This is a genomic window from Polaromonas sp. UC242_47, from assembly GCF_044452385.1.
In the GTDB taxonomy this organism is placed as follows: domain Bacteria; phylum Pseudomonadota; class Gammaproteobacteria; order Burkholderiales; family Burkholderiaceae_C; genus Polaromonas.
The window spans coordinates 299486-320861 of record NZ_JBIOAO010000003.1 but is presented as its reverse complement, the minus strand read 5'-3'; the positions used below and the strand labels follow the sequence as shown (position 1 = coordinate 320861).

Annotated in this window: 22 protein-coding genes and 1 pseudogene; 11 read left to right on the top strand and 12 right to left on the bottom strand. The window is 63.0% G+C overall.

Annotation, left to right across the window (positions count from 1 at the left end; genetic code table 11):
- The first annotated feature begins 45 nt into the window (after positions 1 to 45).
- The 7 genes from ACHMXK_RS23205 to ACHMXK_RS23175 all read left to right on the top strand — a co-directional run bounded on the left by ACHMXK_RS23205 (position 46) and on the right by ACHMXK_RS23175 (position 4849).
- The gene (locus ACHMXK_RS23205; RefSeq protein WP_397443068.1) at positions 46 to 480 is read left to right on the top strand and encodes a tripartite tricarboxylate transporter substrate-binding protein; all 435 of its coding nucleotides are present in this window, start codon (positions 46 to 48) and stop codon (positions 478 to 480) included.
- A gap of 9 nt (positions 481 to 489) precedes the next feature.
- Positions 490 to 2160 (top strand): FAD-dependent oxidoreductase, encoded by a 1671-nt coding sequence (locus ACHMXK_RS23200; protein ID WP_397443067.1) that lies wholly within the window; start codon positions 490 to 492, stop codon positions 2158 to 2160.
- Positions 2161 to 2232: 72 nt separating this feature from the next.
- Positions 2233 to 2949, top strand: coding sequence for an alpha/beta fold hydrolase (locus ACHMXK_RS23195; RefSeq protein WP_397443066.1), 717 nt, complete (start codon positions 2233 to 2235; stop codon positions 2947 to 2949).
- Positions 2927 to 3136: an alpha/beta fold hydrolase gene (locus ACHMXK_RS23190; protein ID WP_397443064.1), complete on the top strand. Its 210-nt coding sequence runs from the start codon at positions 2927 to 2929 to the stop codon at positions 3134 to 3136. Before ACHMXK_RS23195 ends, ACHMXK_RS23190 begins: the two co-directional genes overlap by 23 nt.
- Before the next feature lie 141 nt (positions 3137 to 3277).
- Positions 3278 to 3814 carry a phosphatidylglycerophosphatase A gene (locus tag ACHMXK_RS23185; RefSeq protein ID WP_397443063.1) on the top strand — a complete coding sequence of 179 codons (537 nt, stop codon included), beginning with the start codon at positions 3278 to 3280 and terminating at the stop codon, positions 3812 to 3814.
- On the top strand, positions 3811 to 4317 hold the full coding sequence (locus ACHMXK_RS23180) for a CinA family protein (protein WP_397443062.1): 507 nt from the start codon (positions 3811 to 3813) through the stop codon (positions 4315 to 4317). The genes ACHMXK_RS23185 and ACHMXK_RS23180 overlap by 4 nt, the downstream gene beginning before the upstream one ends.
- Before the next feature lie 133 nt (positions 4318 to 4450).
- On the top strand, positions 4451 to 4849 hold the full coding sequence (locus ACHMXK_RS23175) for an FKBP-type peptidyl-prolyl cis-trans isomerase (RefSeq protein ID WP_397443060.1): 399 nt from the start codon (positions 4451 to 4453) through the stop codon (positions 4847 to 4849).
- Between the two features lie 123 nt (positions 4850 to 4972).
- Here the strand turns inward: ACHMXK_RS23175 and ACHMXK_RS23170 are convergent, their stop codons facing one another.
- The gene (locus ACHMXK_RS23170) at positions 4973 to 5956 is read right to left on the bottom strand and encodes an LLM class flavin-dependent oxidoreductase (protein ID WP_397443059.1); all 984 of its coding nucleotides are present in this window, start codon (positions 5954 to 5956) and stop codon (positions 4973 to 4975) included.
- Positions 5957 to 6088: 132 nt separating this feature from the next.
- Complete coding sequence (locus ACHMXK_RS23165) at positions 6089 to 6304, bottom strand: DUF3606 domain-containing protein (protein WP_397443058.1); 216 nt, start codon at positions 6302 to 6304, stop codon at positions 6089 to 6091.
- A gap of 197 nt (positions 6305 to 6501) precedes the next feature.
- Here ACHMXK_RS23165 and ACHMXK_RS23160 point away from each other — a divergent pair, with 197 nt between their 5' ends.
- Positions 6502 to 6990: a nuclear transport factor 2 family protein gene (locus tag ACHMXK_RS23160; RefSeq protein WP_397443057.1), complete on the top strand. Its 489-nt coding sequence runs from the start codon at positions 6502 to 6504 to the stop codon at positions 6988 to 6990.
- Between the two features lie 108 nt (positions 6991 to 7098).
- Positions 7099 to 8039, top strand: a pseudogene (locus ACHMXK_RS23155) (alpha/beta fold hydrolase).
- A gap of 78 nt (positions 8040 to 8117) precedes the next feature.
- On the opposite strand, the gene ACHMXK_RS23150 reads toward ACHMXK_RS23155, so the two are convergent.
- Genes ACHMXK_RS23150 through ACHMXK_RS23130 form a run of 5 tightly spaced genes read right to left on the bottom strand, consistent with a single transcriptional unit; the run spans position 8118 to position 12688 of the window.
- Positions 8118 to 9287, bottom strand: coding sequence for an ABC transporter substrate-binding protein (locus ACHMXK_RS23150; RefSeq protein ID WP_397443056.1), 1170 nt, complete (start codon positions 9285 to 9287; stop codon positions 8118 to 8120).
- A gap of 46 nt (positions 9288 to 9333) precedes the next feature.
- Positions 9334 to 10041: an ABC transporter ATP-binding protein gene (locus ACHMXK_RS23145; protein ID WP_397443055.1), complete on the bottom strand. Its 708-nt coding sequence runs from the start codon at positions 10039 to 10041 to the stop codon at positions 9334 to 9336.
- Positions 10028 to 10792, bottom strand: coding sequence for an ABC transporter ATP-binding protein (locus ACHMXK_RS23140; protein WP_397443054.1), 765 nt, complete (start codon positions 10790 to 10792; stop codon positions 10028 to 10030). The genes ACHMXK_RS23145 and ACHMXK_RS23140 overlap by 14 nt, the downstream gene beginning before the upstream one ends.
- Complete coding sequence (locus ACHMXK_RS23135; protein WP_397443053.1) at positions 10785 to 11822, bottom strand: branched-chain amino acid ABC transporter permease; 1038 nt, start codon at positions 11820 to 11822, stop codon at positions 10785 to 10787. Before ACHMXK_RS23135 ends, ACHMXK_RS23140 begins: the two co-directional genes overlap by 8 nt.
- Positions 11823 to 11824: 2 nt before the next feature.
- Positions 11825 to 12688, bottom strand: coding sequence for a branched-chain amino acid ABC transporter permease (locus ACHMXK_RS23130; protein ID WP_318404264.1), 864 nt, complete (start codon positions 12686 to 12688; stop codon positions 11825 to 11827).
- Between the two features lie 714 nt (positions 12689 to 13402).
- Between ACHMXK_RS23130 and ACHMXK_RS23125 the strand changes: the two genes are divergently transcribed.
- Positions 13403 to 13825 (top strand): SRPBCC family protein, encoded by a 423-nt coding sequence (locus ACHMXK_RS23125; RefSeq protein ID WP_397443052.1) that lies wholly within the window; start codon positions 13403 to 13405, stop codon positions 13823 to 13825.
- A 147-nt stretch (positions 13826 to 13972) separates the two neighbouring features.
- Here ACHMXK_RS23125 and ACHMXK_RS23120 read toward each other — a convergent pair whose 3' ends face one another.
- A complete protein-coding gene (locus ACHMXK_RS23120) occupies positions 13973 to 14815 on the bottom strand; it encodes a UPF0149 family protein (RefSeq protein WP_397443050.1) in 843 nt (280 codons plus the stop codon).
- 372 nt (positions 14816 to 15187) lie between these two features.
- On the opposite strand from ACHMXK_RS23120, the gene ACHMXK_RS23115 reads away from it, so the two are divergent.
- Positions 15188 to 16849 carry an FMN-binding glutamate synthase family protein gene (locus ACHMXK_RS23115; RefSeq protein ID WP_397443049.1) on the top strand — a complete coding sequence of 554 codons (1662 nt, stop codon included), beginning with the start codon at positions 15188 to 15190 and terminating at the stop codon, positions 16847 to 16849.
- 67 nt (positions 16850 to 16916) lie between these two features.
- On the opposite strand, the gene ACHMXK_RS23110 is transcribed toward ACHMXK_RS23115, so the two are convergent.
- The 4 genes from ACHMXK_RS23110 to ACHMXK_RS23095 are packed head-to-tail and all read right to left on the bottom strand — an operon-like array spanning position 16917 to position 21324.
- Entirely contained in the window at positions 16917 to 18644 is a 1728-nt protein-coding gene (locus tag ACHMXK_RS23110; RefSeq protein ID WP_397443048.1) for an IlvD/Edd family dehydratase, read from the bottom strand.
- A complete protein-coding gene (locus tag ACHMXK_RS23105; protein ID WP_397443046.1) occupies positions 18641 to 19534 on the bottom strand; it encodes an NAD(P)-dependent oxidoreductase in 894 nt (297 codons plus the stop codon). The genes ACHMXK_RS23110 and ACHMXK_RS23105 overlap by 4 nt, the downstream gene beginning before the upstream one ends.
- A 21-nt stretch (positions 19535 to 19555) precedes the next feature.
- On the bottom strand, positions 19556 to 20302 hold the full coding sequence (locus tag ACHMXK_RS23100) for an SDR family NAD(P)-dependent oxidoreductase (RefSeq protein ID WP_397443045.1): 747 nt from the start codon (positions 20300 to 20302) through the stop codon (positions 19556 to 19558).
- On the bottom strand, positions 20299 to 21324 hold the full coding sequence (locus ACHMXK_RS23095; RefSeq protein ID WP_397443044.1) for a 4-hydroxythreonine-4-phosphate dehydrogenase PdxA: 1026 nt from the start codon (positions 21322 to 21324) through the stop codon (positions 20299 to 20301). The genes ACHMXK_RS23100 and ACHMXK_RS23095 overlap by 4 nt, the downstream gene beginning before the upstream one ends.
- Positions 21325 to 21376: the final 52 nt, after the last annotated feature.

Sequence of the window (21376 nt, the reverse complement as noted above, 5' to 3'; positions counted from 1 at the left end):
AAAAGCCCGTAAACCCTTGATTCCATGCCGTTTTCCGGCGTTTTTTTGCCCGTTTGTTTTTGGATCAATTCAAACATCACCCCCCTTGTGCTGGCCGGCCAGATTCCCCTGGCCGTGGTGGACCTGCCGGCCGCGCTGCAACACATCAAGGCCGGCAAGCTGGTGGCCTATGCCGTGACCAGCCCGCAACGCCTGCCCATGCTGCCCGATGTGCCCACGGTGTCCGAAGCCGGACTCAGCGGTTATGACTCGACCGGCTGGTTTGGCGTGGTGGCACCGGCCGGCACCCCGGCCGCGGTGGTCACCCGCCTGAACAAGGAGATCACGGCCGCGCTCAAGGAGAACGACCTGGTGAGCGGCATGCGCAACCTGGGCGTGGAACCGGCGCCCAGCACGGTGGCCGAGTTTGACGCCTACATCAAATCCGAGACCACGAAATGGGCCCGGGTCATCAAGCTCTCGGGCACCAAGATCGACTGAAAGAACGCCATGTCTGCTGAACTGAACACCGAAGTCCTGATCGTCGGCGCCGGCCCCGTGGGCCTGACGCTGGCCATGGACCTGGCCTCGCGCGGCATCCCCGTGGTGATTGCCGAAATCCGCCGTTACGCGGAGCCACCCAACGTCAAATGCAACCACGTGGCGGCCCGCACCATGGAGCAGTTCCGCCGCCTGGGCGTGGCGCACAAGTTGCGCGATGCCGGCCTGCCGGCCGACTACCCGAACGACGTGGTGTTTCGCACCAGCGTCACCGGCACCGAACTCACGCGCATCCCCATCCCCTGTCGCCAGGACCGCTACAGCGAAACCGAAGGTCCCGACGCCTGGTGGCCCACGTCGGAACCGCCGCACCGCATCAACCAGATTTTCCTGGAGCCTATCTTGCTGGAACACACGGCCGGGCTGCCCGGTGTGACGCTGCTCAACCGCACGCAGATCCAGAGCTTCACCCAGGATGCCGACGGCGTGACCGCTGTGGCCACAGACCTCGATACCGGCGCTACACGCCGCATTCGTTGCCGCTACATGGTCGGCTGCGACGGCGGCGGCTCCACGGTGCGCAAGCAGATAGGCGCCAAACTCGAAGGCACAGCCGTGATCCAGCGCGTGCAGTCCACCTATATTCGCGCCCCCCAGCTGGCCGCAATGATCCCGGGCAAACGCGCCTGGTCTTATTATTCGATGAACCCGCGACGCTGCGGCACCATGTTTGCGATTGACGGCCACGAAACCTGGCTGGTGCACAACCACCTGAATGCGGAAGAGCCCGAGTTCGACTCGGTGGACCGCGACCAATCCATCCGCGACATCCTCGGCGTGGGTCCCGATTTCAACTACGAGATCATCAGCAAGGAAGACTGGGTTGGCCGCCGCCTCGTGGCCAATCACTTTCGTTCCGGCCGGGTGTTCCTGGCCGGCGATGCGGCGCATTTGTGGGTGCCTTATGCCGGCTACGGCATGAATGCCGGCATTGCCGATGCGATCAACCTGTCCTGGTTGCTTGCGGCCCGGCTGCAAGGCTGGGGTGCAGAGGCCATCCTCGATGCCTACGAAGCCGAACGTCAGCCGATCACCGGACAGGTCTCTCAATTCGCGATGGACCACGCACAGAAAATGATCAAGGCCCGCCGCGCAGTACCCGCCAACATCGAACAGGCAGGCCCAGCAGGCGACGCGCTACGCACCGAGATTGGGCAAGAGGCCTACGACCTGAACGTGCAGCAGTTTTGCTGCGCCGGTCTGAATTTTGGCTACTACTACAGCGACTCCCCCATCATGGTGGAAGATGGGGAAACACCGCCGGTCTACACCATGGGCGCGTTCACGCCGTCCACGGTGCCTGGTTGCCGCGCCCCGCACTTCTGGCTGCGCGACGGCCGCTCGCTGTACGACGCTTTTGGCCCGGGCTACACGCTTCTGCGGTTTGGCAACGGGGGGGAAATCTCGGCGCTGGTACTGGCGGCGCAGGCCCGCGGTGTGCCGCTCACGGTGCTGGACGTGGATGCGCCGGACGTTCCCGACGCCTACCACCACCGCCTCGTGTTGTGCCGCGCCGATCAACATGTGGTCTGGCGCAGTGATCACGCGCCAGACCAACCGGCCGCGCTGATCGACGTGTTGCGTGGCGCCGGTCGCGTGGCACTGCAGTTGGCGGCCTGATCGGGGTCGCCCGGGCAGCAACCTGCGGCGACCACGTACGCCGACCTGCAGCCAAGCAGGTATAACCCTGCGATGACTTCAGATTTTTCCAGCGATTTACCGCCCGACCTCCAGCGCCTGCAAACCAGCGCCACCCGTCTTGAAACCCCTTGCGGCGCCGGTACCATGGTCTGGCATGTCTGGCGCCCGAACCCGGCCCAGGCCTTGGCCGAGCACCCGCCTGTCGTGCTGCTACACGGCGGCAGCGGCAGCTGGACGCACTGGCTGCGCAACATCGAACCCCTGGTGCGCGCCGGCCGCGAGGTCTATGCGGCCGACCTGCCGGGTTTTGGCGACTCGGCCCCACCCAGCACCGGAACCGACGCCGACGCCTTGCCGGCACCAGTCGAAGCCGGTTTGCAAATCCTGCTGGGCGAACGTGCTTGCGACCTGGTGGCGTTTTCTTTTGGCGGCATGGTCGCCGGTTTTCTGGCCGCGCAGTTTCCCGCGCGGGTGCTGCGCCTGGTGCTGGTGGGCGCGCCCGGCCTGGGGGTGGCGTCGCGCAACACCGTCACGCTCACACCCTGGCGCCATCTCAGCGACCCGGCGGAACGCCAGGCCATCCACCGCCACAACCTGGCCGCGCTGATGTTGTACCGGCCCGAGGGCCATCAGTACGCTGGCGCTGCGTATCCACACCGACAACACCTTGCGCGACCGCATGAAGGGGCGCAGGCTGGCTTATACCGACGCGCTGGCGCAGGCGCTGACCCGGGTGTACTGCCCGGTGTTTGCGATCTACGGCCGTGAAGACGCCTTGTACCGCCAGCGCCAGGACATCCTGGCCCAGGCCCTGCAAGCCGCGCCTAACTTCCAGGGCCTGCAGTGGATAGAAGACGCCGGCCACTGGGTGCAGTTCGAGCAGGCGCCGGTATTTGATGCCACGCTGCTGGCCGTGCTGAACAACCCTCTGCCCGACTCGCTACCAAATCAATAGCTGCTTGCGTCCGTCCTATCTGGGCTGGAGGCCTATTTCATTCATAATTGCGCCAGACCAGCCCGCCCAGCAAGCCTCGGCGATTGCCGCCGCCGCCAGCCCTGACCATAATCAGGGCGTGCGCCACCCGCCCCTCACGTCATGACCCGTCCGACCGATCCCCCCGATTCCCCCTCCACCCCGCAGCGGCCGACGGCCCGTTTCATGTTGGCCCATCCGGCCCACCTGATTGCGCTGGGTTTTGGCTCCGGCCTGAGCCCGGTCGCGCCCGGCACCGCCGGCACCCTGTGGGCCTGGCTGGCTTTTGTGGTGATGGCGCCCTGGCTGACGGCTGCGCAAATGGGGCTGGTGATTGCGGCCTCGTTGCTGGTCGGCTGGTGGGCTTGCACCGTGACCGCCAAAAACATGCGGGTGCTGGACCCCGGCAACATCGTCTGGGACGAGGTGGTGGCCTTCTGGCTGGTCTTGTGGCTGATCAGCCCCACCGGTTTTTGGGCCCAGTTGGTGGCCTTTGGTCTGTTCCGGTTTTTTGATGCGGTCAAACCCGGTCCGGTGGCCTGGGCCGACCAGGCCTTCAAAGGCTTCAATGCCCGCGGCGGTTTCGGCATCATCTTCGACGACCTGGTGGCCGCGGCCTGCACGCTGCTGGTGATGGCGCTCTGGCGTTTCTTCATATGACCGCCCCACCGCTATCAAATTCAGAGCTACCTACAATTGTCCTGGTCGGGCTGGTGGCCGATTTGATGCTGAACAAACACTGGTTGCTGGCCACTGCCGAAAGTTGCACAGGCGGCATGATCGCCGCCGCCTGCACCGATCTGGCCGGTTCCAGCAACTGGTTTGAGCGCGGCTTGGTGACTTACTCCAACGAGGCCAAAACCGAGATGCTGGGTGTGGATGCGGCGCTGATCGCCACCCACGGCGCCGTCAGCGAGCCGGTGGCGCGCGCCATGGCGCAAGGCGCGATCACCCATTCCAAAGCCCAAGTGGCGGTCGCCGTCACCGGCGTGGCCGGCCCGAGTGGCGGCAGCCCTGAAAAACCGGTGGGCACGGTCTGGTTCGGCTTCATGGTGGATGGCCAACTCAGCAGTGAAATGAAATACTTCGACGGCGACCGCGCCGCCGTGCGTGCCGCCACCGTGCACCATGCCTTGCAGCGGCTGCTGCAATTGCTGGCTTAAGCCGCCGCGCCATGCCCCAGCACACAACCCTGGCGGGATAACGACTGCGGGCGCCGGGGCACAATGGCCGTTTCAGAAAACAAACTCAGGAGTTTTTGTGCGATCCATCCTCTGTGCCAGTCTTTGTTCCCTCATGCTTCTGCCTGCCGCCTGGGCCCAAACCGATGCGGCCGCACTGGCGGCCAAAGAAGCCGGCGCCAGCGTCAGCCCCAGCGGCCTGGTCTACCGTTCACTGAAAGAAGGCAGCGGCGCCAGCCCGGCTGCAACCGACACCGTCAAGGTCCATTACCGCGGCACCTTCCCGGGCGGCAAGGAGTTTGACAGCTCTTATTCACGCAACGAGCCCACCGAGTTCCCGCTGAACCGCGTGATCGCCTGCTGGACCGAAGGTGTGCAAAAAATGAAAGTCGGCGGCAAGGCCAAACTCACCTGCCCGCCAGCGATTGCTTATGGCGCACGCGGCGCCGGTGGCGTGATCCCGCCGAATGCCACGCTGGAGTTTGAGATCGAGTTGCTGTCCGTTAAGAAGTAGCCCCCACGGTCGTTCACTTCGTGTAACTCCCTGCCCCCCGAGGGGGCCGCTGCGCCTACGGCCCGGCGAAGCCGGTTCCGCGGCCCTGGCTGGCTTAAGGAATCCGAGCGCTGAATGCTTGCCTCAGCCCTGCAGGCTGGCGGTGATTTCGTAAGAACGCAGGCGCGCATGGTGGTCGAAAATTTGCGAGGTGATCATCAGCTCGTCGGCGCCGGTACGGTCCACAAAGGCCTGCAGGCCGCGCCGCACGGTCTCGGGCGAACCAATCGCGGAGCACGACAAGGTCTGCTCCAGAATCGCGCGTTCGGGTGGCGTCAGCCGCTCTTCGTACGCGTCCACCGGCGGCTGCAAACGCGAAGGCCGGCCGCTGCGCAGGTTGACAAAAGCCTGCTGCATCGACGAAGACAGGAAATGCGCTTGCGCGTCGGTATCGGCGGCAAACACATTGAAGCCCAGCATCACGTGCGATTTGGCCAGTTGCTCCGACGGCTTGAAACGGCTGCGGTAAACCTCGATCGCCTGCATCATCTGCGCCGGCGCAAAGTGCGAGGCAAACGCAAAGGGCAAACCCAGTTCGGCCGCCAGTTGCGCACCGAACAGGCTGGAGCCCAGAATCCAGACCGGCACCTTCAGGCCGGCGCCAGGCACGGCCCGCACACGCTGGCCTTCGGCCACCGGTTCGAAATAATGCATCAGCTCCACCACATCCTGCGGAAACTCGTTCGGGTCGGCATTGAGGTCGCGCCGCAAGGCCCGTGCCGTGGCCTGATCGGACCCCGGCGCCCGCCCCAGGCCCAGGTCGATGCGGCCGGGGAACAGGGATTCGAGGGTGCCGAACTGCTCGGCAATTACCAGCGGTGAATGGTTGGGCAACATCACACCGCCGGCACCGACCCGTATGCGCGAGGTACCGCCCGCCACATGGGCAATCACCACCGCCGTGGCGGCGCTGGCAATACCGGCCATGCCGTGGTGTTCGGCCAGCCAGTAACGCTGATAGCCCCAGCGTTCGGCATGTTGCGCGAGATCAAGGGTGTTGCGCAGGGATTGCGCGGCGTCACCGCCCTCCACGATGGGGGAGAGGTCCAGAACGGAAAAAGGAATCATGCTGTGCAGATGGGTGGTTTTGAAGCTTTATCAATGCCTGGGTCACACCCCGGCACGCTGCGAAAAAAGAGTCTAGCCATGGCTGCGGCCGTTTGTCAGGCCGGCAGTCCTGCCCCTGCTGGGGCCAGGGCTTCAACGGGGCTGGTGTACCGTCGGGTCCGGTTTGTGCCGCATTGTGGCCAGATAGGCCTTGATATCCTCCACCCGCGCCCCGACCGCATCGACGCTCGCACGCAACTGCTGGGCGGTGCAACCCAGCTTTTCGCCCCAATAGAGCTCTTCCCAGGCGTCATATACGTTGACGCGCTGGCGGTCAGCCGGTTCGCGATAAGGGGGCGGGTTGCTCATGTCATTTCTCCATGAAAAAATCGTCCAGAATTATTTATACGCCCTGAGCGTGGCAAGGCCAAGCGGTGCCAGCCTACAAAGCGTGTAGGCCTCCCAGGCAGGGAAATGCGCCACCACGTACGCCCCAGGCGGTGTACTATTTCCCGAGCCCAAACCGGTCCCCGGCCCTTTTGACGACAACTGACGAAAGTTTGTTCATGCCTGCCAACCAGCACACCATCGAGAAGCTTTACGACGCCTTCGCGCACCTGGACCCGGGCACCATGGCCCAGTGTTATGCCGCCGACGCCTCGTTTGACGACGAGGTTTTTTCGCTGCGTGGTCATCAGCAGGTGACCGGCATGTGGCACATGCTTTGCGACGCCACCCAGGCCAGCGGGCGCGAGGTCTGGCGGCTGGACTACAGCGGCATCAGCGCCGATGCGACCAGCGGCCAGGCCCATTGGGAGGCCGACTACCGCTTCAGCGCCACCGGCCGCATGGTGCACAACGTGGTCAACAGCCGCTTCACCTTCGATGCGCAAGGCCTGATCCGCACCCAGCTCGATGCTTTCGACTTCTGGGCCTGGTCGCGCCAGGCACTGGGTACACCTGGCCTGCTGCTGGGCTGGACCCCGTTTCTGCGCAACAAGGTGCGGGCACAGGCCGCGGCCAACCTGCAGAAATACCTCGACAACAAGAATTGAGGCCCCCATGCTTGTCACTTCGTGTACTGCGCTGCCCCCCGAGGGGGCTGTGCTTGCTTGGGGCGGCCCGGCGCGGCGCACTGTCACTAGCCCCGGACGGAACTGACCATGGCCTCCACCCTGCCCAATGCCTGGTTTGAAGGTTTTGAAGCGCGCGACTTCGAAGTCAACGGCACCTCCATATTCGCGCGTTTTGGTGGCAATGTGGCGGGACCGGCCTTGTTGCTGCTGCACGGTTTTCCGCAAAGCCATGTGATGTGGCACCGCGTGGTGCAGGCGCTGCAGGCGCGCTTTTTATCGTCCTGCCGGACCTGCGCGGTTACGGCGACTCGTCCAAGGTGGCCGGCCTGCCCGACCACAGCAACTACAGCAAACGCAACATGGCGCAGGACGCGCTGAGCGTGATGGACGCGCTGGGCCGGGACCGGTTTTATGTCTGCGGCCACGACCGCGGCGGCCGCGTGGCGCACCGGCTGGCGCTGGACCACCCGGGGCGTGTGCACAAGCTGTGTCTGATCGACATTGCACCCACACTGGACATGTACAACGCCACCGACATGCAGTTCGCCACGGCGTATTACCACTGGTTCCACCTGATCCAGCCCAGCCCGCTGCCCGAGACCATGATAGGTGGCAATGCCCTGCCTTATCTGCACGCCAAGCTGGGCGGCTGGGGCAGCCAGGGTTTGAACTACATCGAGGCCGAAGCGCTGCTGGAATACGAACGCTGCTTTTGCACGCCCGAGGCAATTCACGCCGCCTGCGAAGACTACCGCGCCAGCGCCGGCATAGACCTGGTGCACGACCGCGAAAGCCGCGCGCAGGGCGAAAAAATTGCCTGCGACACCCATGTCCTGTGGGGTGAACGCGGCGTGGTCCATCGGCTCTTCCAACCGCTGGCGCTGTGGCAAGCGCAGTGTGCCGGCATGGTCAGCGGCCAGTCCCTGCCGGCCGGGCATTTCATCCCCGAAGAGTTGCCGCTGGAAACCGCCCATGCACTGGCGCAGTTTTTTGCGGCGGAAGGGACGGAAGGCCCTCCAGCGACCTGACCCCACCGCGCGCGTGGTGGTCCATCAAAAAAGCCAGGCGGATTGCCTGGCTTTCTTTCTGAGCAGCCGTGCCGCAGCTTATTTGATCGCGCTCAGTTTGACCTCACGGATCTTGCCGTTTTCAACCACCGCCACGCGGGTATCGGCCAGGCTGCCGCCTTTGCTGTCAACCCCGGTCAGGGAGTTCGGGTTGTGGGCTGGTGACAAGGTTTTCATGGCCTTGTCGAGTTGCGCACGAATCGCCGTGGCGTCGGTGGTGGTCTTGGCCAGTTTCATGGCCTCGACCGCGGCGTGCACGGCCGTGTAGTTGAGCGAAACTTCGGAGCTGGGGTCGCGGCCCGGGAACAACTTGCGGTAACGCTCGACAAAGGCCTTGGCCGTCGGCTCGCCGTCGTCCACCAGGGGCAAGACACCGATGGCGCCTTCCAGCGAGGCGTAACCACCGCTGACCTTGCTGATCTCGTCCATCTTGGCCTGGTCGATGATGACAAAGCCGCCCTTGAAGCCCAGCTCGCGCGCCTGCTTGACCACCAGGCCGGTGGGCTCCGACGCGCCGCCAATAAACATCACATCGGGCTTGGCTGCCAGCACACGGCTCACGCCGCTGTAAAAATCGGTGGCGCGGTTGTAAGACATGGGGTTGTCCGCCACGATCTTGCCGCCGGCCGCGATCCAGGCCGGCTTGAAGGCCGCGTTCCAGGCCTTGGCGTAGTCGTGGTCCCCGTCCGCGATACCCAGGTTTTTGCCGTATTTGCCCATGGCGTGTTTCACAAAAGGCTGGATGTAGCTGGTATATTCCGGCGGAATCCGCAAGGTCAGCTTGTTGTTGGTGGCCGTGATCTGCGGCACGCTGGAATAGGCCAGCAGCAAATACTTCTGAGCCTCATTGGTGGTTTGCAGTGCGAAGATGCCGCCCGAATGCGGCACCAGAATCACTGCGGCCTTGTGCTCCTGTACCAGGCGCTGGGCATTGATGGCGGTTTCGCTGGGGTTGTATTTGTCGTCCAGCGACACGATTTCGATTTTGTACTTCTTGCCGTTAACTTCCAGGCCGGCGGCATTGATCTCGCCGGCAGCCATGGTCATGCCGTCCAGCACGTTTTTGCCGTAGAGCGCGGCGCCGCCGCTGAGCGGGCCCGAATAACCAATCTTGACCACCTCCTGCGCCATGGCAGGGGCGCCGGCCAGCGCCATGCCGGCCACCAGGGCCAGGGCGGAAAGACGTTTGAAACCTGAGTGCGAATTCATGAAATGTCTCCTGTGGGATCAACTTGCTGAACGGGTGAGGGATGCATCAGGCGCCGATATAGGCCTTGCGGATGGCGTCGTTGTTGAGCAGGGTGTCGCGGTCGCCTTCCATCACGATGCGCCCGCTTTCAATCACGTAAGCGCGATGCGCGATCTTCAGCGCCGCGAAGGCGTTTTGTTCGGCCAGCAACACCGTGGTGCCGGCGCGGTTGATTTTCTGGATCACCTCGAACACCTGCTTGACCACCAGCGGCGCCAGGCCTAACGAAGGTTCGTCCAGCAGCAGGGCTTTGGGCCGCCCCATCAGCGCCCGGCCGATGGCGACCATTTGTTGCTGGCCACCGCTGAGCGAGCCGGCAGCGTCTTCCTTTTTTTGATCGAGGATGGGAAACAGGGCCAGCACTTCTTCGAGCCGGCTCAGGTTGCCGGCCTTGTCGCCGCGGTGCACATACGCGCCCAGCATCAGATTCTTGAGCACCGACATCTGCGGGAACAACTTGCGGCCCTCGGGGCACTGCACCACGCCGTGTTCGACGATGTGTGAGGGTTTCATGCCGGCGAGTTCGCGGCCGCCGTATTGGATGCTGCCGCCGGCCGCCTTGTGCAGGCCGCTGATGGTCAGGAAGATAGAACTTTTGCCGGCGCCGTTGGCGCCCAGCAGCACCACCAGCTCGCCGTCTTTGGCGTGCAGGGTCACACCATTAAGCGCGCGAAAACTGCCGTAGTTGAGCGAGACGTTCTCAAGCGTCAGCATGTTCACTCCCCAGGTAGGCGTCGATCACCGCGGGGTTGGCACGAACTTCGGCCGGTGTGCCTTCGGCGATTTTTTCACCGTAGTTGAGCACCAGGATTTTGTCAGCCAGCCGCATGATCATGTCCATCTTGTGTTCTATCAGGCACACCGTCAGCCCGCTTTTGACCATCTTGCGGATCAGGTCGGCCAGGCCCGTGGTTTCTTCCGGATTCACGCCGCCGGCCGGCTCGTCCAGCAGCAGCAACACCGGATCGGTCGACAGCGCCAGCGCAAAGGCCACACGTTTGCGCTCTTCTTGCGAAATGTCGCCGGCCAGCCGGTTGCCGATGTGCGAAAGCCCGACAAAATCAAGCGCGGCCGCGGCCTTCTCGCGGCAGATGCGTTCTTCCTGCTTGAGCCGCGCCGAGTTGACCAGCACATCGAGCAGGCCGGAGCGTGTGCGCAAGCGGTGGCCCACGATCAGGTTGTCAAGCACCGTCGCCATGTCAAACAAGGTGGTGCTCTGGAAGGTGCGCGCAATGCCCAGTTGCGCCACCTGGTCGGTGCGCAGATGCGTGATGTCCCGGCCCTGAAAAGTGATGCTACCGGCGCTGGGCTGCTGCATGCCGCTGATCAGGTTGAAGAAGGTGGTTTTGCCGGCGCCGTTGGGACCAATGATGGCGTTGATCTTGCCGGCTTCGATGGTGGTGCTGACATCGTTGACTGCGGCCAGGCCGCCGAAGTGTTTGCTGAGGTGGGAGATGTCAAGCATCGAGGCCTCCTGGCGCAACCGTGGGTTTCGCGCCGGACCGGGTCGGTGTCGCGTGTGCCGGTGCGGCCGGCGTCACTGCAGGCGCCATCGCGGCGCGGCGCGCACGCCAGCCCAGGTAGGTACCGACAATGCCGTGCGGCACAAAAATCACCAGCAGCACCAGAATCGGGCCGAAGACCATGTAACGCAACTCCTGCAGAAACTGCAAATACTGCGTGAGCCAGGGCATGGCAATCGCGCCCAGCAGCGGCCCGAGCAAGGTGCCGAGACCGCCTATCAGCATGTACATGGTCATGTTGAAGGTGTGTTCCACCGAGGCCAGGTCCGGCCCCAGGAAACGCACAAAACCCGCGTACAAGCCGCCCGCAAAACCGGCATACGCCACCGACAACATGAAGGCCAGCAGCTTGTTGCGCATCAGGTGAATGCCCAGCGATTCGGCCAGTTCGTCACCGTTGCGAATCGCCATGAAGGTGCGGCCTAACAAGGAGTTGACGATGCGGTGCATGACCCACATGCCGATCACCAGGAAAAAAAACACCAGGTAATACAGCGAACGCGGCGAGTCGAAGGTCAGCGCGCCGATGGCCGTCGGCACCGGGATGCCCATGATGCCCACCGTGCCGTGGGTCAGGCTTTCCCACTTCTCGATCAGCAAAAACATGATGTAGCCGACACACAGGGTGAAGATGGAAAAGAAGTGGCCCTTGAGGCGCAAGGACACCAGGCCCACAAAAAACCCCAGCGCCGCCGCGATCACGCCGGACAGGGCAAAGGCGATCCAGAACGGCACCTGGTGGTCCACCGTCAAAATGCCGACGGTGTAGGCGCCGACGGCCATGAAGCCGCTGTGCCCCAGGTTGAACTGGCCGGTGTAACCCGTGATGAGATTGAGCCCAACGGTGGCGATCGCAAAGATGTAGGCCGTCGACATCACCGTCAGGTGGTAGTCGTTACCCACCACAAACGGAAACAGCAGGCCTGCGATGAACAACAAACTCCAGCCGGTTTTGCCTTGCAGGTATTTCATGATCAGCGCCCCGCCTGGGTAAACAGCCCTTGCGGGCGCACCGACAAAATCACCACCAGCAGCACAAAAGCGATGATGTCCTTGTAGTCGGTCGAAATATAAAAGGCGCCGAAACTCTCGGCGAACCCGATGATCAGTCCGCCGACGATGGCGCCCGGCACACTGCCCATGCCGCCCAGGATGATGATCACAAAAGCCTTGGTGATGACAATGCCGCCCATCGCCGGATAAACCAGGTTGATGGGCGCGTACAAGGTGGCGGCAATCGCGGCCAGTGCGCCCGAAATCCCAAAGGTCAACATCGCCACCTTGTTCGCGTCAATGCCCACCAGCGACGCCCCATCGCGGTTTTGCGCCATCGCGATGATGGTTGAGCCGACCACGGTTTTTTTCAGGAAAAGCTGCAGCACCAGCATCAGGCTGAAGGCGCCCGCAATGATCAGCAGCCGCTGCGCCGGCGCCACCACGCCGCCCAGATCGATGATGCTGGTGTAAGGCGTCTGCATGCGCCTAAAGTCCGCGCCCCACAAGGCCTGCGCCGCGGCTTCGAGAAACAGCAACATGCCGATGGCCGCCACCATGGGGTGCAGGCCCGAGGCATGACGCAAGGGGTGAAACACCAGCCGCTCCGACAACACGGAAATGGCCGCCACACACAGCGCCGATCCGCCCATGGCCAGCCAGTAGTTCCAGCCGAAGGCCGTCATCAGATGGAAGGACACAAAGGCCCCGGCCATGTAAAAAGCCCCGTGGGCGAAGTTGGGCACATGCAGGATGCCATAGACGAGGGTCAGGCCCAGCGCGACCAAGCTGTAGATACCGCCCAGGGTCAGGCCATTGAGAACTTGCTGAAGAAAAACGTCCATGGATCGTCCTTCAGCCCGTACACGGCAGGTGCCGGTGGGTCATTCGCATGCTGGTTTCCTTGAGGATGCCGACGGTTGCAGGTGAAAGAACAAGGTACACAAAAGGCCGGAAGGCGTTGCGCGATGGCAGGCGCCTCTGGCGGTACGAGCCATTCTGCGGACGGGGTGGGGGGGCGTCAACCGGCACTATCCCGCGGTGGCGGCTTTCACGGGAAAACACCAAGGCTTTCCAAGCCTTTGATGTCACACACGTTACTCGTCGGCGGGTGCAGGCCGGTCGCGCGTGGACGGCTGGATCGCCAACAATGAAGTCACGCAAACGCTACCCAATTAATAGCTACTTGCGCCCGTCCTTATTGGACTAAAGACCTAAAACACTCACAACCCTCTGCTCTTTGGGGTTTCCACGCCTTCGGGCTCTGGAGGCGAGAGAGAGAGATGCCTTGCGGCATGGACGTACTTAACCGCCATGCACACTGGCCCAGCGCAAGCCTTGAAACGGCGCGGGCGCCCTGTTGTTGAATGTCTTTGCGGCGTGTGTGGATTTGTTATCGCCGCAAAGTCCTTGACGGCCCAAGCGATGCGGGAATAAACCAATGACTTCCGAAAACAAAGGCGTTGCCTGTATAAAAATCAGCCCTGTTATTCCTCAGGTTTACGGTCTGAATCACCTTGGGCCGCTCACGTCACCTGTCTCCTGCCTGAAAGCCCTCAATGCAAGTCGAACACCGCATCGCAATTGCTGCGTCCCCCGAAACAGTCTTCCGGATATACGAGGATGTCCAGAACTGGCACACGTGGGATCCGGACACGAAGCAAGCCTTTCTTGAAGGTCCGTTTCGCGTCGGCAGTCGCGGCCGAATCACGCCCCCCAAGGGCATGACCGTTCCCATGGTTCTTACCGAAGTGGTGCCCGGCAAGTGTTTCACGGTCGAGTCGAAGATCCCCCTGTTTCGCATGTTATTCGAGCACGAGCTCGTCCCCGTGCTAGGAGCGACAGAAGTCGTCCACAGGGTGACATTCGCAGGTCTGCTGTCTTTTGTTCTAGGTCCCATGCTGTCCAGGCAACTGAACGCAGGACTTCCGGTCACACTCCGCAAGCTGAAGGCCCTCGCAGAGGGGTCGGGTGCGGCCTAAGCCCTCATGTCAAACGTTGAGCGGCTCGGCCCTGCGGTACAGGTCAAGAACCAGTGTGATCAAAAAGTCGGCAGCCAACCCTTTAACAGCGGCCGCTAACCGCAACCAAATCAGAAGCAATCAGGCCTGAACTTCAGGCCCGATTCCTCACCCCGCCCCATGGCACTTCTTGTATTTCTTGCCACTGCCGCAAGGACACAAATCATTGCGGCCTGGTGTGGCTTCCTTGCGAATCGTTTCGACTTTCGGGCCCATGGTTTTCCACAGTTCACGCAGGTCGTACACAGCCCAGATCGCGTCGCCAAAGGCGTTGAGGCGGGCGATGCTGGTGCTGGGCGCGCCTTCTTCGCTCAAGGGTGAGACCTCGGGTTTGGCCGTGTCGTCTTCGGTCATGGCCACCACGGCTTGCAGGGCGTTGTCCAGCCACTGGGCGGCGTCCTTGTCGCGCGGCGCGGCCCATTCTTCGGGCCAGCTTTCCACGGCAAACATAAAACCCAGGGCCCAGACCTGGGCAAAAGCCGGCAGGTCTTCGCCCTTGAAGGCGGCTTGTTCTTCGGACGGCATGTCGGCGACGGCGCCGCGAATGTCCATCACCTCGGGGTGGTAGCACAGGTCATCTTCCAGCGTGTCCACCTGGGCATCGAGCGCTGTGGCGACTTCGGCCCAGCGCTGGTTCCAGAGTTCCATGAAACGCGCTTGCTGCTCTGGGCTGGCAAACGAGCCGCTTTCCGCGTCTGGCGTTTCGCCTTCGGCGGGCGTGGCCAGCAGCACCGACAGGTACTCCACAGGCGGGATGGGCCGGCGCGAGCAGATCACGGCGGCCATGAAACCTTCACAAAACTCCCACTGCGGGGTTTCGTCGTAGCGGCTGCGCAGGTCGTCCAGAATCGCGTCGAGCTCGTCAAAGGCTTCCATTTCCATCCAGGTGGTTTCGGGCGCGTCGGACGCTGGGGTGGGGGAAGAAGAATCGGGGGGTGTTGAAGTCGTCATGGAAAAACAGTCCTGAGCCCCGGACGGGGCTCTTATGATCGAAAGTGTATCTGCCGCGCCCAAGAGCCTGTTCACAATCTACAGGGGGCCGCGTTGGGACGCAATCGGGATGAGTTGCTCGCCAAGATCACGCAGCATGGGCTGATGCCCATGCAAGGGATTTGGTGGGCAAATCGCCCGATTTCGTTCCAACCCGAAGGGCAAGTGGATTCTCGGGCGGTCTGCGGCGTTGCAAAATCAGCCAAGGCTCTAGCCTTGGCTTGGATTTTGCGCCTTGCATCCCATCCCGACAATCCACTTGCGTGACCCCCTGTAGATTGTGAACAGGCTCTGAAGCCGTCTTGCCCCCACCCACCTGATGGAAGTCCCGCCATGCTCCAGCGACTCGATGCCCTGTTTCCGGTTCGTTACACCTTCCTGGGGCTTTGCCTGTTTGGCCTCTTGCTGGCGCTGTTCAGCCTGATTGCTTTTGGCGTGGGCTGGCTGGCCCTGGGGCTTTGCGCGCTGTTGCTGGGCCTGGGCATCCACGACCTGCGGCAGACCAAAAGCTCCATTTTGCGCAACTACCCGGTGATTGGCCACCTGCGCTTTTTACTGGAGTTCATACGCCCGGAGATGCGCCAGTACTTCATTGAAAGCGATGCGGAGGCCGCGCCTTTTTCACGTGCGCAACGTTCGCTGGTCTACCAGCGCGCCAAGGGCGAGATGGACAACCGGCCCTTTGGCACCCAGCTCGACGTCAGCACCCAGGGTTATGAGTGGATCAACCATTCGGTGCAGCCCACACACATAAGCTCACACGACTTTCGCGTCACCATAGGCCCGAACACGGCCCAGCCCTACAACGCGAGTATTTTCAACATCTCGGCCATGAGTTTTGGCGCGCTGTCGGCCAACGCCATCCTGGCGCTGAACAGTGGTGCCCAGCGCGGCAGTTTTGCGCACGACACCGGCGAAGGTTCGATCTCGCAACACCACCGCGTGCACGGCGGCGATTTGATCTGGGAAATCGGCTCGGGTTATTTTGGCTGCCGCAACGATGATGGCAGTTTCAACGCGGAGCGCTTTGCGGCCAGCGCTTGCGACCCGCAGGTCAAGCTGATCGAGATCAAGCTGAGCCAGGGCGCCAAGCCCGGCCATGGCGGCATCTTGCCGGGCGCCAAGGTGACGATTGAAATTTCGGCCGCGCGCGGCGTACCGGTGGGCAAGGACTGCGTATCGCCGTCCTCGCACAGCGCTTTTTCAACGCCGGTGGAGATGATGTTTTTCATCGCCCGCCTGCGCGAGTTGTCGGGCGGCAAACCCACCGGTTTCAAGTTTTGCCTGGGCCACCCCTGGGAGTGGTTTGCGATGGTGAAAGCCATGCTGGAAACCGGCATCACGCCGGACTTCATCGTGGTCGATGGCGCCGAAGGTGGCACCGGCGCGGCGCCGCTGGAGTTCACCGACCATGTGGGGGTACCGGTGCAGGAAGGCCTGCTGCTGGTGCACAACACGCTGCTAGGTGTGGGCCTGCGCGAGCGCATCAGCATAGGCTGCGCCGGCAAGGTGATCAGCGCTTTTGATATCACCCGCATGATGGCGCTGGGTGCCGACTGGTGCAACTCGGGCCGGGCCTTCATGTTTGCGCTGGGCTGCATCCAGGCCCAGACCTGCCACACCGGCAACTGCCCGACCGGCGTGACCACACAAGACCCTGTGCGCCAGCAGGCCCTGGTGGTACCGGACAAGGCCGAACGCGTCTGGCGTTTTCACCAGAGCACGCTGAAGGCGCTCAAGGAATTGCTGGAAGCGGCCGGGCTGAAACACAGCAGCGACGTCACCGCGCACCACATCGTGCGCCGCATCAACGACACCGAGGTGCGGCTGCTCAGCAACCTCATCATGCAGGTCGCGCCCGGGGCCTTGCTGGGTTCGCTGGACGAACAACACAATGTGTTTCGCCTGTACTGGCCGCTGGCCAGCGCACACAGCTTTCAGCCCAGCAGCACGCCCGCGCTGCAACCCAGCAGCCCTGAGACGCTATCAACTTGATAGCTGCTTGCGTGCACGCCATATGGGCTAGAGGCACTTTTTACTTAAAAACAGCGCCCATCCCGGCTCAGTGGTTGTCGCGCGGCACGGCCGAGCCGCTTTTGCCGACCAGAAAATCGAAGTCCACGCCTTCGTGCGCCTGCAACACATGGTCCACGTAGAGTTTGACGTAACCGCGGTTGGAATGAATCGCGGGGGCGGTCCACGCAGCGCGGCGCGCCTGCAGCTCGGCCGTGTCCACATGCAGGTGCAGATTCCGGCCCGGCACATCCAGCGTGATCAGGTCGCCGTTGCGCACCAAGGCCAGCGGGCCACCAATGGCCGCCTCGGGCGAGGTGTGCAAGACCACCGTGCCGTAAGCCGTGCCCGACATACGTGCGTCCGACAGGCGGATGATGTCGGTCACACCCCGGCGTAGCAGCTTGGGCGGCAAAGGCATGTTGCCCACTTCGGCCATGCCCGGGTAACCCTTGGGCCCGCAGTACTTGAGCACCATGATGCAGTTTTCGTCAATGTCCAGATCCTCGTCGTTGATGCGCCCATGCAGGTCTTCGATCGACTCGAACACCACGGCGCGGCCGGTATGGGTCAGCAAATGCGGCGAGGCGGCGGACGGTTTGATGATGGCACCGTCGGGCGCCAGGTTGCCGCGCAAGACCGCAATACCCGCGTCTTCCTTGAACGGGCTGTCAAACGAATGCACCACCTCGGGCCGCCAGCATGGCGCTTTGGCGATGTTGTCACCCAGGGTGCGGCCGTTGACCGTCAGGGCGGACAGGTCTAACAAACCCTGCTGACCCAGCTGGTCCAGGATGGCCGGCAAACCACCGGCCTCGAAAAAATCTTCCATCAGGAAACGCCCCGAAGGCATGAGGTCCAGCAGGCAATGCACGTTACGGCCCAGGCGGTCCCAGTCGTCCAGGTTCAGGTCCACACCGATGCGGCGCGCCAGCGCGATCAGGTGCACCACCGCATTGGTCGAGCCGCCAATCGCGGCATTGGTGCGTATCGCATTTTCAAACGCGGGCCGCGTCAAAATTTGCGACATCTGCACATCGTCGTGCACCAGTTGCACGATGCGCCGGCCGGCTTCACGTGCCAACACGTGACGGCGTGCATCGACCGCAGGAATCGCGGCATTGCCGGGCAGGCCCATGCCCAGCGCTTCCACCATACACGCCATGGTCGAGGCCGTGCCCATGGTCATGCAATGCCCATGCGAGCGGTGCATGGCGGCTTCGGCTTCGTGGAACTGGTTCAAGGTGATGCTGCCGGCGCGCAACTGCTCACTCATGGAAATCGTGTTGGTGCCCGAACCCACCGCCTTGCCTTCGTAATACCCGCGCAACATGGGGCCGCCCGACACGCCTATGGTCGGCAGATCCACACTGGCCGCGCCCATCAGCAAGGAAGGCGTGGTTTTGTCGCAGCCCATCAGCAGCACCACGCCGTCCAGCGGGTTCGCACGCACGGCTTCTTCCACATCCATGGAGGCCAGGTTGCGGTACAACATGGCTGTCGGCCGCATCATGGTTTCGCCCAGCGACAAGACCGGAAACTCCAGCGGAAAACCGCCGGCGTCCAGCACGCCGCGGCGCACATGTTCGGCCAGCTCGCGGAAATGCGAGTTGCAGGGTGTGAGTTCCGACCAGGTGTTGCAGATGCCGATAACCGGACGGCCATCAAACTGGTCTTGCGGAATGCCGCTGTTTTTCAGCCACGAGCGGTAATAAAAACCCATCTTGTCCTGGCGATCAAACCAGGCGCGGCTGCGTAATTTTTTGCGTTCTGTCATGTGGGTGTTCTTTCCTGGCCGGGTTTTTGACGGTTGATGTGTTCGAGCTGCAGCCACAAGCCGCTGTGGTCGGTCTCGCCGACCCGCGCCACCAGGTCGGTGAACAACTGGCGCACCTGGCTGGCCACGGGGGCGTCAAAACCGTTCTGGCCCGCCACTTCCATGGCGTTGTCCAAATCCTTGAGCTGCATGGTGGCGCGGGCGTGGGGGGTGAAGTCGCGCGCCACCATGCGTTGGCCGTGTAAGTCCAGCACCCGGCTTTCGGCAAAGCCGCCGCGAATCGCTTCCCGCACCTTGGCCGGGTCGGCACCACCGCTGGCGGCCAGTTGCAAGGCTTCACACACGCCCGCGATATTGATGGCCACGATCAACTGGTTCGCCAGTTTGGCGAGCTGTCCCGCGCCGCTGGGACCGACATGGGTGGCGCGGCCCATGGCCGCGAACAGGGGCGCAGCCTGCGCAAAAGCCGAAGCCTCGCCGCCCACCATGATGGCCAGCGTGCCGGCTTCGGCCGCGCTGATACCGCCCGAGACCGGCGCGTCCAGATGCTGCAGGCCCAAGGCAGCCAGTTGCGCCGCATGCTCACGTGCTTGCGCCGGTTTGATGGAACTCATGTCTATCACCAGCGTGCCGGGCTTCATGGCTTGCGCGGCGCCGCTGTCGAACAAGACCTCACGCACGATGTCGCCGTTCTCCAGCATCAACACCACGATGTCGGCGGCTTTCACCGCGTCGGCCGGTGTCAAGGCCAGCACGGCGCCGTGCTCCAGCAACGCCTCGGCCTTGGCCACACTGCGATTCCAGGCCGTGAGCGCAAAACCGGCCGCCAGCACGCAACGCGCCTGGCGCGCGCCCATCAGGCCAGTGCCTAAAAAACTGATGTTTGTCATGACAAAACTTCGGATAAAAGGTCAGTACGTGGCGCGCCCGCCGGACAGGTCGAACACCGCGCCGGTGGAAAACGAACACTCCCGCGTGCAGAGCCAGCCCACCAGGGCGGCGACCTCGTCAATCGTGCCGAAACGCCCCATGGGAATTTTGGAGCGCATGTAGTCAATGTGGGTGGGCGACATCTGCGCGAACAAGGGTGTCTCTACCGCAGCCGGCGCCACGCAATTGACCACCACGCCTTGCTGGGCCAACTCCTTGCCCAGTGTTTTGGTCAGCGCGATCACACCGGCCTTGGACGCGCTGTAGGCGCAGGCATTGGGATTGCCTTCTTTGCCAGCCACCGAGGCGATGTTCACGATGCGACCGTAGCCCTGCGCCAACATGCCCGGCAACACGGCCTGGCAACACAGGAACAGGCCGGTGAGGTTGACCTGCATCACCTGCGACCAGTCGTCCAGCTTGTAATCCACCACCGGCGCATTCGGGCCGGTCAGGCCGGCGCTGTTGACCAAAATGTCAATCGCCCCGCCCACGACCGCCGTGCGTTGTGCGGCTTCACGCGCCGCGGTGGGTTCGGCGATGTCGACAACTTCTGCACGCGCCTGCTCGCCCAGCTCGGCTACGGCACGGCGCAGGCCGGCCTCGTCGCGGTCCCACAAGGTGACTTGCGCACCACTGGCGATCAGCCGGCGCGCGATGCCCAGGCCGATGCCGGAGGCACCGCCTGTGACCACCGCATGTTGGCCCTGCAAATCCAGCTGGTTCATGCGGCCACTTTCTGCGCCGGCCGACTGGCGGCGGCCATACGGGCGCACAAATTGAAGGCCTGTTGCAGGCCTTCAATATTGGCAATGCCTTTGCCCGCAATATCAAAGGCGCTGCCGCTGGCCGAGGTGGCGACCGGCACCGGCAGGCCGCCGTGCAAGGTCACGCCCTGATCGAAGCCCATGAGCTTCATCGCGATCTGGCCCTGGTCGTGGTACATGGACACCACCGCGTCAAAGTCGCCACGGCGCGCCGCGATAAACACCGTGTCTGGCGAATACGGGCCGCGGGCGTCCAGTCCCATGGCCTGCGCCTGTTTCACCGCGGGGGCAATCACTTCAATCTCTTCCATGCCGATGGAGCCGCCGTCGCCGGCATGTGGGTTCAGGCCCGACACCGCCACGCGGGGTTTGGCAATGCCGGCCTGGCGCAGCGCGGCATCGACAATTTTCACGGCCTCACACACGCCTTCACGCGTGATCAGGTCGGCCACTTCACGAATCGGCACATGCGAGGTCACGCGGGAGGTCCAGAGGTTTTGGGTGATGTTGAACTCGCAGACAAAACCGGCGACCTTGAAACTTTCCTGCATGTGGCGCAACTCGTCTTCCTCGGTCAGCCCGCCCAGGCGCAAGGAATGTTTGTTCAGCGGCGCAAACAGGATGCCGTCGCAGACACCACGTTTGACCGCGGCCAGCGCCGTCTCCATGGCCAGGAAAGAGGCGCGACCGGCTTCGACCGTGCATTCGCCCAGTGGCGGCGACTGGCCATTCAGCCAGTCCTGCGCCAGCACGGTCACGCGGCCGGGTTCAAAACGGACCTGCGCCAGGTCGGTAACAACCAAGGTGTCCAGCGTGATGCCGGTTATTCGCTGGGCATCGGCCAGCATCACCGGGTCGGTGATCAGGAGCAGATTGGCCGTGTCGCGGTTTTCTTGGCGCGCCAGCAACTTGACGGCCATTTCGGGGCCGACGCCGGCGGGATCTCCCAGGAGGACGGCGAGGCTGGGGCGTGGGAGGGTCATGGGAACTTCCTTGGTGGGTTCTTGGGATGGAAAAGAAGACGTCCGGGCGTTG